The organism is Exiguobacterium sp. s48, assembly GCF_018617395.1.
Taxonomy (GTDB): domain Bacteria; phylum Bacillota; class Bacilli; order Exiguobacteriales; family Exiguobacteriaceae; genus Exiguobacterium.
Genome location: NZ_JACSKC010000001.1, coordinates 948,332 through 962,925 on the forward strand (window position 1 = coordinate 948,332; position 14,594 = coordinate 962,925).

General features: G+C 47.4%; 16 protein-coding genes. 1 reads left to right on the plus strand and 15 read right to left on the minus strand.

Translation table 11 applies throughout. The features are described from left to right. Window positions 1–38: 38 nt before the first annotated feature. The 8 genes from KNO66_RS04870 to KNO66_RS04905 all read right to left on the minus strand — a co-directional run bounded on the left by KNO66_RS04870 (window position 39) and on the right by KNO66_RS04905 (window position 8,189). Entirely contained in the window at window positions 39–1,745 is a 1,707-nt protein-coding gene (locus KNO66_RS04870; protein ID WP_251128057.1) for a sensor histidine kinase, read from the minus strand. Continuing rightward, window positions 1,745–2,461 carry a response regulator transcription factor gene (locus KNO66_RS04875; RefSeq protein ID WP_214740944.1) on the minus strand — a complete coding sequence of 239 codons (717 nt, stop codon included), beginning with the start codon at window positions 2,459–2,461 and terminating at the stop codon, window positions 1,745–1,747. The genes KNO66_RS04870 and KNO66_RS04875 overlap by 1 nt, the downstream gene beginning before the upstream one ends. A gap of 160 nt (window positions 2,462–2,621) precedes the next feature. Continuing rightward, the gene (gene ccsB, locus KNO66_RS04880; protein ID WP_214740946.1) at window positions 2,622–3,806 is read right to left on the minus strand and encodes a c-type cytochrome biogenesis protein CcsB; all 1,185 of its coding nucleotides are present in this window, start codon (window positions 3,804–3,806) and stop codon (window positions 2,622–2,624) included. After that, window positions 3,806–5,350, minus strand: a complete 1,545-nt coding sequence (gene resB / locus KNO66_RS04885; protein ID WP_214740947.1) for a cytochrome c biogenesis protein ResB — start codon at window positions 5,348–5,350, stop codon at window positions 3,806–3,808. Before resB ends, ccsB begins: the two co-directional genes overlap by 1 nt. A 19-nt stretch (window positions 5,351–5,369) precedes the next feature. Further along, the gene (locus KNO66_RS04890; RefSeq protein WP_214740949.1) at window positions 5,370–5,951 is read right to left on the minus strand and encodes a redoxin domain-containing protein; all 582 of its coding nucleotides are present in this window, start codon (window positions 5,949–5,951) and stop codon (window positions 5,370–5,372) included. A gap of 136 nt (window positions 5,952–6,087) precedes the next feature. Beyond that, entirely contained in the window at window positions 6,088–6,846 is a 759-nt protein-coding gene (locus KNO66_RS04895; RefSeq protein ID WP_214740951.1) for a pseudouridine synthase, read from the minus strand. 4 nt (window positions 6,847–6,850) lie between these two features. Further along, window positions 6,851–7,444 carry an SMC-Scp complex subunit ScpB gene (gene scpB / locus KNO66_RS04900; RefSeq protein WP_214740953.1) on the minus strand — a complete coding sequence of 198 codons (594 nt, stop codon included), beginning with the start codon at window positions 7,442–7,444 and terminating at the stop codon, window positions 6,851–6,853. Next, complete coding sequence (locus KNO66_RS04905; RefSeq protein ID WP_214740955.1) at window positions 7,422–8,189, minus strand: segregation/condensation protein A; 768 nt, start codon at window positions 8,187–8,189, stop codon at window positions 7,422–7,424. The genes scpB and KNO66_RS04905 overlap by 23 nt, the downstream gene beginning before the upstream one ends. An 83-nt stretch (window positions 8,190–8,272) precedes the next feature. On the opposite strand from KNO66_RS04905, the gene KNO66_RS04910 reads away from it, so the two are divergent. Beyond that, on the plus strand, window positions 8,273–8,740 hold the full coding sequence (locus KNO66_RS04910) for a DUF309 domain-containing protein (protein WP_214740957.1): 468 nt from the start codon (window positions 8,273–8,275) through the stop codon (window positions 8,738–8,740). A 151-nt stretch (window positions 8,741–8,891) separates the two neighbouring features. Here the strand turns inward: KNO66_RS04910 and KNO66_RS04915 are convergent, their stop codons facing one another. The 7 genes from KNO66_RS04915 to xerD form a co-directional block, all read right to left on the minus strand. Continuing rightward, window positions 8,892–9,050, minus strand: coding sequence for a hypothetical protein (locus KNO66_RS04915; protein ID WP_214740959.1), 159 nt, complete (start codon window positions 9,048–9,050; stop codon window positions 8,892–8,894). 89 nt (window positions 9,051–9,139) lie between these two features. Further along, window positions 9,140–9,496: a GNAT family N-acetyltransferase gene (locus KNO66_RS04920; protein ID WP_214740961.1), complete on the minus strand. Its 357-nt coding sequence runs from the start codon at window positions 9,494–9,496 to the stop codon at window positions 9,140–9,142. 89 nt (window positions 9,497–9,585) lie between these two features. Further along, window positions 9,586–10,026 carry a peptidylprolyl isomerase gene (locus KNO66_RS04925; RefSeq protein ID WP_012726499.1) on the minus strand — a complete coding sequence of 147 codons (441 nt, stop codon included), beginning with the start codon at window positions 10,024–10,026 and terminating at the stop codon, window positions 9,586–9,588. Between the two features lie 116 nt (window positions 10,027–10,142). Beyond that, on the minus strand, window positions 10,143–11,444 hold the full coding sequence (locus tag KNO66_RS04930; RefSeq protein ID WP_214740963.1) for a pyrimidine-nucleoside phosphorylase: 1,302 nt from the start codon (window positions 11,442–11,444) through the stop codon (window positions 10,143–10,145). 29 nt (window positions 11,445–11,473) lie between these two features. Next, the gene (locus KNO66_RS04935; RefSeq protein ID WP_214740965.1) at window positions 11,474–12,283 is read right to left on the minus strand and encodes a purine-nucleoside phosphorylase; all 810 of its coding nucleotides are present in this window, start codon (window positions 12,281–12,283) and stop codon (window positions 11,474–11,476) included. Window positions 12,284–12,296: 13 nt separating this feature from the next. After that, window positions 12,297–13,463 (minus strand): phosphopentomutase, encoded by a 1,167-nt coding sequence (deoB, locus tag KNO66_RS04940; protein ID WP_214740967.1) that lies wholly within the window; start codon window positions 13,461–13,463, stop codon window positions 12,297–12,299. Window positions 13,464–13,486: 23 nt separating this feature from the next. After that, window positions 13,487–14,371 carry a site-specific tyrosine recombinase XerD gene (xerD, locus tag KNO66_RS04945; RefSeq protein ID WP_214740969.1) on the minus strand — a complete coding sequence of 295 codons (885 nt, stop codon included), beginning with the start codon at window positions 14,369–14,371 and terminating at the stop codon, window positions 13,487–13,489. Window positions 14,372–14,594 lie beyond the last annotated feature (223 nt).

Consider the following 14,594-nt stretch of genomic DNA (forward strand, 5'->3'; position numbering starts at 1 on the left):
CATAAAATGCCACAAATGGTGACTCAAACGAGTCACCATTATGAGATGTGTGGTTGTTCAAATGGTAAGTAAATATCGAAGGTCGTACCGACACCGAGGGTACTTGATACACTGACTTTTCCGTGATGGGCATCGACCACGTTTTTTACGATGGCAAGGCCGATTCCTGTCCCTGTCTTCGAACCACTCGTTCTTGCCTTATCGGCTTTATAGAATCGTTCGAAAACAAACGGTAAGTCTTCTTTAGGAATTCCGTGTCCCGTATCAGTCAATTGAATCCGTAACCCATCGGTTTCTTCCGTTGCCACGATCCGAATCTCACCAGAGTCGGTATGGGCGATGGCATTGCCGATCAAGTTCGTGAACACTTGTTCGAGACGGTCCCCGTCTGCTTCGATGAGACGGTGCGGTACGTCCGTCTGTAAATGAATCTCTTTTTCAGATGCCATTTGATTAAACTTCCGCATGACACGAGGCAAGAAATCACCGATATCAAACGTACTGAATTTCATCGTCTCTTTACCCGATTCGATGCGTGCCAAATCCAATAAGTCATTGACGAGTCGTGCCAAACGGAGCGATTCGTCATAGATGATGGAGGCGAACTCTTTCGTCGCCTCGTCGCTCTCTGTCATTCCATCGATGATGGCTTCTGAATATCCTTGTAGCGTCACGAGCGGCGTTCGAAGTTCGTGGCTAATGTTCGCCACGAAGTCGGTCCGCATCTTATCGAGACGATGGCTCTCGGACGTATCACGAAGGACCACGACAGCCCCTTCGAAATCATCTTCACCGACGAGCGGTGTGACCGTGAGTGTATAGTACCGATCGTCCTGCTTCACTTCAATCGTCTTTTCGGATGCCCCCTCCATCACTTCTTCATAGAGTGACAAGACGACTTCATGTGGTTGCCCCTCATGAAGCAACGGACTCGCTTGAGGATTCGTGACAATCACGTTCGCATGACGATCGAGTGTGATGACACCGTCCGCCATCGAACGAAGAATCGACGCAAGTTGCAACCGTTCCCGGTCGAGCGCATCGACATACTTCGCCAGCTGACTGCTCATTGCGTTGAAGGAAGCAGCGAGTTCGCCAATCTCATCTCGTGTTTTCGTCTCGAGACGTAAATCGAACTGGCCTTCCCCCGTCTTATTGACAGCATCACGCATTGCTCGAAGCGGCGCCGTGATTCGAGTCGATAGGAAGAACGCGAAGACGGTCGTGACAATGATGGCCGAAGCAACGGTCCAAAGAATAATGGTTCGTGCCCCCGCGTTCGCACTTGAGATGGCATCGAGTGGTTCTAGTAAGTAAAGCGTATATTGACCACTCGACAACGTAAATGTGGTTCGGTAAGCAAGAGCCGCCTGATCGTCAAAAGAGGAAAAGTTGCCGATCGCCGTTTCTCCTGCTGCCTGGTACGCTTCCCAATCTTGGCGACCAAGTTCGACCATCAACTCATCCACTTGATTCCCGAAGTTGGAACGAACGGTCCCATTCTCCAAGATGTAGTTGGCCCCATAAACTTCGATAATTTGATCAATCGTTTGGGACGTGTCACCTTCATTCAATAATACCGATTGAACCTGTCCTCCAAGTTTGGCGAGATGTCCTCGTTCTTGGTCAATGTGAAACGAATTGAAAAATTCGAGCATCAATACCGAGACGATGAATAAGATGACACTGACTAAAACGAGAATCGTCAGCCATAGTTTCGTGACGATGCTGTTTCGACGAAGCATCATTCACTAGCAGCTTCGAACTTGTACCCGACACCCCATACAGTCGTGATCATGTGCGCCGCATCTGGCGAGACGCGGTTCAATTTTTCACGTAGGCGTTTCACGTGTGTATCGACGGTCCGAAGGTCTCCGAAAAATTCGTAGTTCCATACTTCTTTTAACAGTTGCTCACGAGAAAAGACTTTATCCACCTGTTTGGCTAGGAAGAATAACAATTCGTATTCTTTCGGTGTGAGTGCAATCTCTTCTCCGTCAACCGTGACACGGTGTGCATCGTTATCAATCGTCAGATGTGGGAAAACAATCAAGTCTTTCGATTTCTCGCTCGTTTGCATGAATTTAGTCGAGCCAGAACGACGAAGGAGTGCCTTGACACGAAGAACGACCTCACGAGGACTGAACGGTTTAACGATGTAATCGTCCGCTCCGACTTCAAATCCTTGAACGCGATCAATTTCTTCACCTTTCGCTGTAAGCATGATGACCGGTGTCGCTTTCGTTTTCCGAAGTTCTGTGCATACTTCGACTCCGTCCATTTTCGGCATCATCAAATCAAGTAAGATGACGTCGTATTCGTTTTCAAGGGCGAGCGCAAGTGCCTCTTCGCCGTTGATGGCTTCTTCAATCACATACTGTTCACGTTCTAAGTACATTTTCAAAAGTCGACGAATTCTCTCCTCGTCGTCAACTACTAAAATCTTCGTTTTCTCAGCCATATGTGAAACCCTCCTAAGACCCATTACGAGTTGTAGTGAATGTTGCACAATTGTGAACATTCCACTCTCTGCCATAACTATACCACTCTATTATTTCGCTTCACAACGATGATTTGGTGGACCAAATGAAAAAGAAGTCACAATTGTGACTTCTTTTGGATCATGCATATGAATGAAGACCCGCGATGACCAAGTTTACGAAGACGAGGTTGAACATGATGATTCCAAATCCACCGACACATAGCCATGCCGCTCTCGTACCTGTCCATCCGCGCTGAATCCGCATATGCAAGTAGTAGACATAGGTGAGCATCGTAATCAATGCCCATACCTCTTTTGGATCCCATCCCCAGAAACGGTTCCAGGCAATCTGCGCCCAAATCATCGCGAAGATGAGACCACCGAGAATAAAGACGGGTAAACCAATCGCAACCGAACGATAGCTGATTTCATCAGCAAGGTCGAGATCGACTTTTTTCGCAAGCGGTTGAAGTGCCTCAGCGACTCGTTTACGCAAAATGACGAATCGAAGTAGCACATAAATCACAATTCCACCGATGATTGACCAAATCAGTGTGTTCAACTTGAGCGTGTTAATCCAGTTCGGCAATTCGAGTGACAAACCACTCGCACCAGACAATAACTGAGCACCCTCCGGTACGAACAAAATCGGCATAAAGTATTCATACGATTCGGCTTGTCCTCGGTCGTTCGTGAACTCGACGACACCACCAGCGCCAATCCCTTTAAAGAGCATCGAGACGAGGATAAAACCGAGCGTACACATGAGGACGAACATCGTCACTTCGAGCCACGTCCGTGATTTCGATTGCTCTTTCATTGATGTTTCATTCAATAAGAAAATGAGCCCCGAGGCGAAACTGATTGCCAAAATCCCTTGTCCGAGCGCCGCCGTTGTAACGTGGATTTTTAACCACACGCTGTTCAATGCTGGAATGAGCGGCGCGACTTCGCTTGAAAACATTGATGCGAAGGCAATAACGAGTAACGCCACCGGCATCGCAAACAAGCCAAGTACGTCATTCTTATAAATTCCGTACACAACGAGGAATCCAACGACCATCATCATACCAAAGAACGTCGTGTACTCGTATAAGTTCGATACCGGTGCATAACCGACACCTGCCCAACGCATAAAGAAATATGTCAATTGAGCGATAAAACCGATAATTGCCAAGATATATGCATACTTCCCGTAAGCAATCCGGTTGACGTTCCGTTCTTTACGCATGCCACTCACAGCAATGGTAAAGAGCACCGTTGAGATTGCGTAAAGGAAGAACGCGATAAACAGCATACGGCTGCTCCATTCAATCCATTCCATCAAGATTCCCCTCTTTCATCTATTGACTCGTTCTCAGATTTCGATGTGAACCTTGCCTGGTCTTCCCACATCGGCAGTCCTGTTTGCTCTAGTAACGGTGAAACCTCCCGACGGAGCGAGGACGGGTTTTTGTTCGTGAAGCCCGCAACGAGCACATCGTTTTCATGACGACGAATCCAGACACGTCGATGTGGCCAATACATTCCCATCACGATCCCAATCATGAAAATCGTTGCACCGACGATGAGAATTGGATATGTCGAGTCACTCTTCACTCGAAGTCCGCTCGTACTCGCCATCTCGGTACCCGCAAATTTCACTTCATAGCGGTTGTCTTCATCGGCTACATTGAGTCGAATTCCAATCAAATTCGATTCTGTCGCGCCATCTGGCGTTTCGACATTGAAGAAGAATGCAGGATTAAGTGCACGCGGCGATTTCGTGTTCGGTTGTCCGTCTTTTACTTCAAAGTCGGGATATAAATCCTTCAGCGAAACCGTGACTCCATTGAGATCATACGATTGTTCCGGATTCTCCAAATCAACTTTAAACGGACCATACTCATCACCTGTTTGCTTATCAGCGAGCATGAACGACATCGACAAGAACTCCGGACGACTCGAATATTGCTCCTGATACACTTCAAACTTATCGAATTTAAACGGGTGGTTGACTTTTGTCGAACCAGTATCGATTTGTTCGAGTTGCGGCGATCCGTCCTCGTTCATTCCCGTTTTTTTGAATAATGTCAGTTCGGTCTCATAGTTTTTAGGAACGGCTCCCGCTTTTTCAATGGCTGCTGCAAATTTCGCATCTTCTTCATTGTTTTCCGGGTCGTACATCTCCAGGATGAACTGATCGTTCCGCAAATAATATTCACCGTCCGTCGCTTCTAACGAAACCGTATCTCCTTCGCGCACCCATTCGAGCGTGTCCGTATGGAATGCAGGGAATACGCGGAGCATCGCCCCAAGGAAGAAGATGACGAGTCCGACGTGGTTGACATATGGACCCCAACGTCCGAAACGGTGTTTCTCCGCCAGTAGCGCATCTCCGTCCCGTTTGACATGATACCGCTTCTTCTTGAGTGCAACCTCCATCTCATCCATTTGGGCATCAGTTGCTTCACCTTGTCCGAAAAGACGTTGCCCTTTCATAAAGCGTTCTGTACGTCTGACCGGTTGATGTTTAAGTGCCTTATAGAGCGGGACACCTCGGTCAATGGATACAACGATAAGCGAGAGCGTCAACATGACAATCAGGCTGATATACCACCACGATGTATATAGGTTATGGAATCCGAGGGCATAATAAATCGAACCCGGTGTTCCATACTCCTCCAGATAGTACTGTTCAGGAGGTAACTGTTGTGGGATATACATCTCTTGAGGGAAGATTGTTCCGATTGCCGAACCGACAATAATCAGACCAATCAACCATAAACCTACTTTGACCGAAGCGAAAAAGCTCCATACGCGGTCAATGATCGATCTAGGACGACGCTTCGACCGTAAATCAGCGCCATCATATTTCATATCTAGCATCTGTGCGTCCCCCGTTCGCTTACAATGACTTCTCGGCTAACTCCATCAATTTCTCTTTTGAAAGTTCACCTTCATATTTTTCAATTACGTTGCCTTCACCATCGATGACGAATGTGACAGGCAAGTTATAAATGCCGTAGGCTCCTTCGACCTCACTCTTCGTATCCATCAAAATCGGATAATCAAGTTTGACACCAAGGTCGTTGATGAAGTTGTCGACGCGAAGCGGCGTTTCACCGACATTCACCGCCCAAAAATCGACGCCCATGTCTTGAAGTGCCGCATAGTTTTCTTGTACGACCGGCATTTCTTTCTTACAAGGCTCACAGAATGTCCCCCAGAAGTTCAGGAGCATCCCTTTCCCTTCATAGTTGTCTCGTTCATATAGTGTCGAACCATCAAGTGTGACGAGCTTGAAGTTCGGTGCCTCGTCTCCTGCCTCGATGCGCCCGTCGTTCCCTGCTTGGTCAAATAGTTGCATGAGGGTGATCGCTCCCGCAAAGAGCACTACCGTCATAATCATCAATCGCGAAAAGGATCTTTTTTTCTTTTTCGCGACCGCTTGTTCCATCCGATCGTCTTTCTGTTGATCTTTTGTCATCGTTTTCACACCATCCTTCAGTTGCTATTGTACTGAAAAAACATTAAAAACGCACATTAACAGACTTTTTTCATTTTTTTGTCACACAATCTCCACAATCAAAAAAATCATCCCATTTCAGGACGATTTTTTATTGTTATTTTTTCTTCTTTTTGCCTCGTGGTTTCGGTGGGACGGTCGGATTCGCGAGTTCACGGAGTTTACTAATCTCTTTGTGTGAAAGTTCACGCCAATCGCCTGTATTGAGACCGTCGAGCGTCAAGAAACCGAACTGTTCACGCTTCAGTTTGATGACCTCGGAACCGATCGCCTCAACCATTCGACGAATTTGGCGATTATGCCCTTCCGAGATAACGATTTCGAGAATCGCTGTGTTCTTCTTCTGATCCACAGACTTCATTTTCACTTTCGCACTTCCCGTTTTAAAACCGTCATCAAGCTGAACGCCTGACTCTAGTTGTTTAATGGCCAAGTAAGAAGGAATATTCTTCACTTTTGCCACGTAGCGCTTTTGAATTTTATATTTCGGGTGTGTCATCATGTTCGAGAACTCGCCATCGTTCGTCAAGATGATGAGTCCCGTCGTGTTATAGTCAAGACGTCCGACCGGGAAGACACGCGCTCCTGGTGGAACGAGGTCCGTAATGACTTTACGTCCTTTATCGTCCTCTACCGTCGACACATAGCCGCTCGGTTTATAGAGTACGTAGTAGACATGCTCTTCTTGTTCGATTTTGACGCCATCGACCTCAATCTCTGACTTCGGTCCGACTTTCGTCCCGAGTTCACGGACGACTTTCCCATTGACGCGAACGCGACCATCTAAAATCATTTCTTCCGCTTTCCGGCGCGAGGCGATCCCCGCTTGTGCGATTACTTTTTGCAAACGTTCCATATGATTAATCCTTCTCCAATCTCTCTTCTTGCTTCGATGGTTCCTGACCGAAGAACAAATCGCCTTCGTCTGTCAGTTCATCTTCAAATGTTAATGGCGGCAGTTCCTCGAGCGAGTTGAACCCGAAGTGGTCGAGGAAATGCTCTGTCGTACGGTATAGTTTGGCACGACCAATCGTCTTCGCACGTCCAGCCGATTCGATCAATCCTTTCGATAACAACGTATGGATGACCCGTTCGACTTTGACTCCTCGAATCTCTTCAATATCCGCTCGTGTGACCGGCTGTTTGTACGCGATGATGACAAGCGTCTCCATCGCCGCGCGTGAAAGAGCCTGCTCAGCCATCGTCCCGACGTATTTTTGAATGTACGGAGAGACGTCCGGTACCGTCACAAGCTTATACACCCCTGCCGATTCCATGAGTTGAAACGGTCGCTTCGATGTTTTAAACGAAGCTTCTAATTTACTGAGCTGTTCTCGTGCCGCAGCCTCTGAAATGTCGAGCGTCTCGGCGAGCGCTCGTACTTCCATTCCTTCGTCTCCGACGACGAACAGCAATCCTTCGATAATCGTCTCATAGGACAGCAACCGCTTCATCCCCTTTCTTTGATGATTCGATGAACGAGATTTGAATATCTTGGTCAAGTTGTTTCGTTTCGACGACCCGTAACTTGATCAACTCCAAAAGTGCCATGAATGTCACGACGAGATCCGAGACGTTCGGACGTTCGACAAAAAAGGCAAAAAATGATGTCTGTCGCGTAGAAGAAACGTGTTCATGAAGTCGTGTCATTTGCTCTTCAAGCGTCCGTTCTTCTCGCTTGATTGTCTTTTTGCGTCGCTCTTTCCAACGTTTTCGCTCAATCATCTTCGAATAGGCGTGAAGTAAATCTGAAAAGTTGAGTGGTCCGTCGTACTTCGACACTTCTTCAGACATATACGTCGTTAAATCTTCACCTGGCCGCGTATACAATTCAAGACGATGCTCTTCCTGTTCGCGCATAAAAACGACGGCTTCTTTATAGGCTTTGTATTCAATCAATTGACGAATGAGACCCTCACGCGTCGGTTCATCACTAAAGTCTGGTACCTCTTCATCCTCGATTGGCACCGGAGGTAACAATTGCTTGCTCTTCAATTGGAGCAACGTCGCTGCCATGACCAGATACTCACTGGCCACATCGAGTTCAAATTTTTGCATCGTGCGAATATAGCCGACATACTGGTCAGTGACTTCTGCCACGGAAATGTCGACGATATCAATCTCCATTTTTCCAATCAAATGGAGCAACAGGTCGAGTGGACCTTCGAACGTATCAATTTTAACGTTATAGGCTTCCATAGAGACACCTGCCATTTTACATTTTTGCGCTTTAGTATAACATGTTTTATAACACCGTGGACACGAAAGGAGAAAATTGATTCATGACCCCTTTTATTCATTATACGTTGCTCTTTGAATGTCATGCCGATTATTTTGAATGTCACGAAGTATTAGAGGAGGCATGGCAAGAAGGTGGACGACAACATCACGGCTATGCGGCACTTATCCAATACGCTGTTATTCACTACCATCTACGACGAGACAATCTCATCGGTGCGAACAAGAGCTTACGACTGTTGCGTCGAAAGATTGACGTCGCTTCCCCCTATTTAAACGAACTTGGTCTTGATGTCGACTCCTTCATCGCACAGCTTGAGAAATGGCCGTTAGAAACGAAGCTCCCATTACAACAAAACGTTCGTGAGACGGTCGAATCATTGAAACCGACGTTTCCATCGACGGAACTATCTTTCGAGGAATTGGTCCACAAGCATCTGCGCCGTGACCGGAGTGAGGTGATCACGGAACGGGAGTTGGCACTTTTAAAAAGGCAACGTGCAAGAAGTTGACGTCAAGATTCAAGAAGTCTTCTTTTCATGATCAATGATGATTTTTTAACTTCTTAAACGCCATCACCCAACTCTCGAGATCGCTCCGATCATGTAAATATTCAGAAGGGGTTTCAAGTAAATCCATGCCAACTATCGTTTGTAAGCAGGATCAAACCACCTCGTCAGAAGCTGTCCAATCAAATCCATCTATATTTTCATATTGTTCCATCCACTGATATGCCCAGTCAGAGATTTCTTCTCTCGTTCGTTCTTGCCTGAGCACTTGCTCCAATCGATTGATCAGTTCATCGATTGTTACTCGATTCATGAATCCACCTCATTTAACGGGTTTGTGATTTACTCTATCAATATGTAAAACCCCCATAATCACAATCGTGATTACGGGGGTTTTTGTCATCAGACGACTAATTGATTCCATTTATCTAATAAATCGCCTGTCTTGCCTGTACCGGTTAACGTCAAATCAAGTGGAAGGACGTTTCTTACCTCATCAAGAAGCTCGTAAGAACGTTTCTCGCCACGGAATGAAGGCGACAAGGCGATATGGTCGATGACCATCGTCGTTCCTTGTTGCTCCATTCCAATGATGCCAACGAAGTCCTCGTCGACTTTCCATAAGTAGAGGAACTTCGACTCCTCCTCGTCATACGATCGGACGAGTTCAAGCAAGCTGAGCGGAGATTTGTCACTGCATGAGAATGCGAGTAGACCCATCGCCGTCTTTTCATAAGAACGTTTATATTTGACCAGCATCGCTGGGTTCACCACCTTTTGTCATTCAAGTTTCACAACGTGAACACGTGAGAGACATGGTTCATTGTGCCATAACCTTCAGGCAAAAATCAATTCTCGTCCCAAACCTTCACTTCTGCCATCTTCGTACCTTGACGAAGTTTGACGGCATGCTCAAGACCAGATGTCACTTTACCGAATACCGTGTGGACGCCATCTAAATGCGGTTGTGGCTCGTGCACGATGAAGAACTGTGAAGACCCTGTATTGCGACCTGCGTGGGCCATTGAAAGTGAGCCCGCTTCATGCTTGTGTGGGAAAGATGTCGATGTTTCACAAGGAATCGTGTAGCCTGCGCCACCCATTCCAGTTCCTTGTGGGCAACCACCTTGGCTCACGAAGCCAGGGATGACACGGTGGAACGTCAATCCGTTGTAAAACCCGCTGTTTGCAAGTTTTTCGAAGTTTTCGACTGTAATCGGTGCTTCACCGTGGAACAAATCAAATTCAATCATTTCGCCATTTTCAAGTTTCATAGAACCTTTTTTCATGTTTCAAGCAACCCCTTTATTTATGGTATGTATCCTGCTGTTTGACACTCACATTACCCATCTTATCAAAAAAACACGTCTGTCTCCACTTTTTTTGTGGAAACAGACGTTCTGTCTTATTGGATGACAGCGTGAACGAGTGGGCGAGCCTCTGGTTTCGTTGCACCAATTGTATAGGCATGGTCTAAACGTTCAACGGCTGAAGACATGTCTTCGATGTTCGAACGGAGCACCGCGATCACATCGCCCGCTTCGACACGGTCCCCGACTTTCTTCTCAAGCGTGATGCCTGCCGCGAAATCAATCTTGTCTTCTTTCGTTGCGCGGCCCGCTCCGAGAAGCATCGCTGCGACACCTACTTCGTCTGCGATGATTGACTCGACATAACCTGCTTCTTTCGCGACGAATGTCGTCTCGTAAGAGGCTTGTGGTAATTTTGTCACATCATCGACGAGTGACGCGTCGCCACCTTGGGCTTCAACGAATTTACGGAACACCTCGAGTGCATGACCGTCAGCAATTCGTTTTTCAAGGTCTGCATATGCTTCGTCGAAAGTTGGATAGAACTCACCAAGGACAGCCATATGTCCAGCGATCGTGAGTGCGATCGTCTTCAAGTCTTCAACTTCTTTACCTGAAAGGACTTCAATCGCTTCTTTCACTTCGTTCGCGTTCCCGATTTCAAAGCCGAGCGGTTGGTCCATGTCCGTGATGACAGCGACCGTCTTACGTCCGACGTTCTTCCCGATTGCGACCATTTCTTCCGCGAGTGCTTTCGCATCGTCGAACGACTTCATGAACGCACCAGAACCCGTCTTGACGTCGAGGACGATACTGTCCGCACCCGCTGCGATTTTCTTCGACATGATCGAGCTCGCGATGAGTGGAATCGATTCGACCGTAGCCGTGACATCACGGAGCGCATAGAGGCGCTTATCGGCAGGCGTCAAGTTCCCAGTCTGCCCGATGATGGACATCTTGATATCGTTCACTTGTTTCGTGAATTGTTCTTCCGTCAATTCGACATTGAATCCAGGGAACGATTCAAGCTTATCGATTGTACCTCCCGTGTGGCCGAGACCACGACCACTCATTTTCGCAACCGGAATTCCGATCGACGCGACGAGTGGTGCAACAATCAAGCTAATCTTGTCACCGACACCGCCCGTTGAGTGCTTATCGACTTTTTTCCCTTCAATGTTCGAAAGGTCGATCGTATCGCCCGACTTCACCATTTCCATCGTCAAGGCAGCCGTCTCTTTTTCAGTCATCCCATTGAAATAGATGGCCATCGACAAGGCTGACATCTGATAGTCAGGGATTGATTCGTTCGTGAATCCTTCGACGACGAAGCGAATCTCCTCTTCGTTCAATTCTCCACCGTTACGTTTTTTCAAAATCAAATCGACCATACGCATAACTGTCGTCCTCCTAGAAATTAAGTTACTTACATGCTTTTAATCGTGCCACGCACGAGTGAAAGGAAGTCTTGACGAACACGTTCTGTCGTCTCGATGACTTCTTCATGGTTGAGTGGTTGGTCCAAAATACCTGCCGCCATGTTCGAGACACACGAAATCCCAAGGACACGCATATCTGAATGGCGTGCGACGATGACTTCAGGGACCGTCGACATACCGACGACGTCTCCACCGAGAAGACGTGCCATTTTGACTTCAGCTGGTGTTTCGTACGTAGGACCTGTGTTCCCGAAATAGACTCCTTTTTGTACAGAAAGTCCAAGGTCTGACGCGACGCGTTCTGTCAATTTCACGAGCTCTTTATCGTACGCTTCTGACATATCAGGGAAGCGCGTCCCGAACTCACTCGCATTTTTCCCGATGAGCGGACTCGTTCCGAAGAAATTGATATGATCCGTGATAATCATCAAGTCCCCTGGGTTGAATGACTCGTTACATGCGCCTGCTGCATTCGTCACGATGAGCGTCTCGACACCAATCAATTTGAGGACACGAACCGGGAACGTCACTTGTTCCATCGAGTATCCTTCATAGAAGTGGAACCGTCCTTGCATGGCGACGACACGTTTACCTTCAAGTTCTCCGAACACGAGTTGACCCGCATGTCCTTCGACGGTTGACACTGGGAAGTGTGGGATTTCCTCATAAGGAATGGCTACCGGGTTCTCAATTTCATCCGCAAGGACTCCAAGACCTGACCCGAGAATGAGTCCGATTTCTGGTGTATCACCCATACGCTCCTGCAAAAACGCTTTTGTTTCGTTCCAATTTACCATGAATATTGCCTCCTCAAATTTCGTTTAAGAAACTCTTTCCGTGTGATGGTGCCGCGACGTCAAAGTTATCAGCAACGGTCGCACCGATATCTGCGAATGTCCCGCGAATGCCCAAATCAACCGCCTTCGCTCCGTTATGATGAACGATGAGCGGAACGTATTCACGTGTGTGGTCTGTACCGGCATGAACAGGATCATTTCCGTGGTCAGCTGTGATGATGAGTAAGTCGTCTTCACGAAGACGCTCCATCACTTCCGGTAGGCGCGCATCGTACTCTTCAAGTGCGACCGCATAGCCTTCTGGGTCACGGCGATGACCGAACAAGGCATCGAAATCAACCAAGTTCAAGAAGCAGAGTCCTTCGAAGTCTTCCTCGAGCGACTCGACCAATTTGTCCATGCCGTCCATGTTCGATTTCGTACGGACGGCTTTTGTCACACCTTCACCATCGTAAATATCGCTGATCTTCCCTAATGCGATGACGTCTTTCCCAGATTCCTCGAGCGTGTTCATGACCGTCTTACCAAATGGTTTCAATGCGTAGTCGTGACGATTTGCCGTACGGACCCATGCTCCTGGTGTCCCGATGAACGGACGAGCGATGATGCGTCCGAGCATATACGGATCTTCACGTGTGATTTCACGGGCATATTCGCAAATACGGTATAACTCATCAATCGGCACAATGTCTTCATGTGCTGCGATTTGCAGGACCGAGTCGGCAGATGTATACACGATAAGGGCGCCCGTCTCGACATGTTCTGCACCGAGTTCGTCCAAGATTTCAGTTCCTGATGCCGGTTTGTTTCCGATGATCTTACGGCCACTGAACTCTTCGAGGCGGTGAATCAAATCGTCAGGAAACTTTTCAAATACACGGAACGGCGTCTCGATATGAAGACCCATGATTTCCCAATGTCCCGTCATCGTATCTTTACCAGCTGAGATTTCTTCCATACGACCATACGCACTTGGGGCATCCGATGCATCGATGCCTTGAATCGGCTTGATGTTCGAAAGTCCGAGTTTACCCATGTTCGGCATGTTCAATCCGTTATGTTCACGTGCGATATGCCCGAGCGTGTCCGCTCCTTTGTCACCGAACTGTTCGGCATCCGGTGCTTCACCGATTCCGACCGAGTCCATGACCACTAAGAAAATACGTTTAAATTTTTTCACAAAAAAATCCTCCTTTTCGATAGTTAGGCACGAGGGTGATGCTTGCGATACACATCCTGTAATCGCGACTTGTTGACATGCGTATACACTTGTGTCGTCGCCAAATCCGCGTGACCGAGCATCTGTTGAATGGCGCGTAAATCCGCCCCATTTTCAAGCAGGTGTGTCGCAAACGAATGACGGAGCACATGCGGAGTAATCTCTTTATCGATACCCGCAAGTTTGGCACGTCGTTTGATCATCTTCCAAAATCCTTGACGACTGAGCCGTCCCCCTCTTCCGTTTAAAAAGAGCGCCTCTGTTTCTCTTCCGCCGAGCCCGTTACGAGCTTGCTGGATATAGCGCTCGACAAAGCCTTGAGCGACGGAGGAAACCGGGATGATTCGGGCGCGCTCACCTTTCCCTTCACATTGTAGATACCCCAATTCAAACTGCAAATCATCCAAATCCAGACCTAAAAGTTCACTGACTCGCATTCCCGTCCCATATAGCAGTTCAAGCATGGCACGGTCTCGAAGCGAGAGTGGGTCGGACGTCGGCACGCTGTCCAAGAGTCGCTCGACTTCCGCTTGTGACCATGTATCGGGAAGTTGTTTCTCTGCTTTTGGTGTCTCTAAATATAGAGACGGATCGGTCGTCGTTACCCCGGTCAGTTTGAGATGATGATGGAACATTCGGATTGAACTAACAGCCCGTCTCAACGACGATGAGGCTCGTCCTGCTTGTGACAGTTCTTCGATATGTTTGACGATGTGTGATCGTGTCACCTCGTTCCAATCTTCCACCTCAAGTTGGGTCAAGGTCGATGCGTATTGCGTCAAATCGCTCGCATACGCTTGTCTCGTATTTGCGGACATCCGCTTTTCAACCGTCATGTATTGAAGAAATGACTCAATATGCGAACGCATCATACCCTCCTCCTTCCTTGTTTCACCTGAATACGCTTACAGCATATCACTTATGTAAACTGTTGTGAAGATGTCTGACCTCATTTTTTATTCAATTTTTTGTGAACATAAACGTGAGGAATCTACAGCTCTATTTTCTTATTTTTCTGGCATATCCAACACAGAAGCGATATACTACGTATGACTTATTAAAATATTTTAAAAAGTAGATTGGAGTTTGATT

Bases quoted from the DNA above. Each gene is read 5' to 3' on its own strand.
- KNO66_RS04870 (WP_251128057.1), bottom strand. From the start codon at position 1,745: ATGCTTCGTCGAAACAGCATCGTCACGAAACTATGGCTGACGATTCTC.
- KNO66_RS04875 (WP_214740944.1), bottom strand. From the start codon at position 2,461: ATGGCTGAGAAAACGAAGATTTTAGTAGTTGACGACGAGGAGAGAATT.
- ccsB (WP_214740946.1), bottom strand. From the start codon at position 3,806: ATGGAATGGATTGAATGGAGCAGCCGTATGCTGTTTATCGCGTTCTTC.
- resB (WP_214740947.1), bottom strand. From the start codon at position 5,350: ATGCTAGATATGAAATATGATGGCGCTGATTTACGGTCGAAGCGTCGT.
- KNO66_RS04890 (WP_214740949.1), bottom strand. From the start codon at position 5,951: ATGACAAAAGATCAACAGAAAGACGATCGGATGGAACAAGCGGTCGCG.
- KNO66_RS04895 (WP_214740951.1), bottom strand. From the start codon at position 6,846: ATGGAACGTTTGCAAAAAGTAATCGCACAAGCGGGGATCGCCTCGCGC.
- scpB (WP_214740953.1), bottom strand. From the start codon at position 7,444: ATGAAGCGGTTGCTGTCCTATGAGACGATTATCGAAGGATTGCTGTTC.
- KNO66_RS04905 (WP_214740955.1), bottom strand. From the start codon at position 8,189: ATGGAAGCCTATAACGTTAAAATTGATACGTTCGAAGGTCCACTCGAC.
- KNO66_RS04910 (WP_214740957.1), top strand. From the start codon at position 8,273: ATGACCCCTTTTATTCATTATACGTTGCTCTTTGAATGTCATGCCGAT.
- KNO66_RS04915 (WP_214740959.1), bottom strand. From the start codon at position 9,050: ATGAATCGAGTAACAATCGATGAACTGATCAATCGATTGGAGCAAGTG.
- KNO66_RS04920 (WP_214740961.1), bottom strand. From the start codon at position 9,496: ATGCTGGTCAAATATAAACGTTCTTATGAAAAGACGGCGATGGGTCTA.
- KNO66_RS04925 (WP_012726499.1), bottom strand. From the start codon at position 10,026: ATGAAAAAAGGTTCTATGAAACTTGAAAATGGCGAAATGATTGAATTT.
- KNO66_RS04930 (WP_214740963.1), bottom strand. From the start codon at position 11,444: ATGCGTATGGTCGATTTGATTTTGAAAAAACGTAACGGTGGAGAATTG.
- KNO66_RS04935 (WP_214740965.1), bottom strand. From the start codon at position 12,283: ATGGTAAATTGGAACGAAACAAAAGCGTTTTTGCAGGAGCGTATGGGT.
- xerD (WP_214740969.1), bottom strand. From the start codon at position 14,371: ATGCGTTCGCATATTGAGTCATTTCTTCAATACATGACGGTTGAAAAG.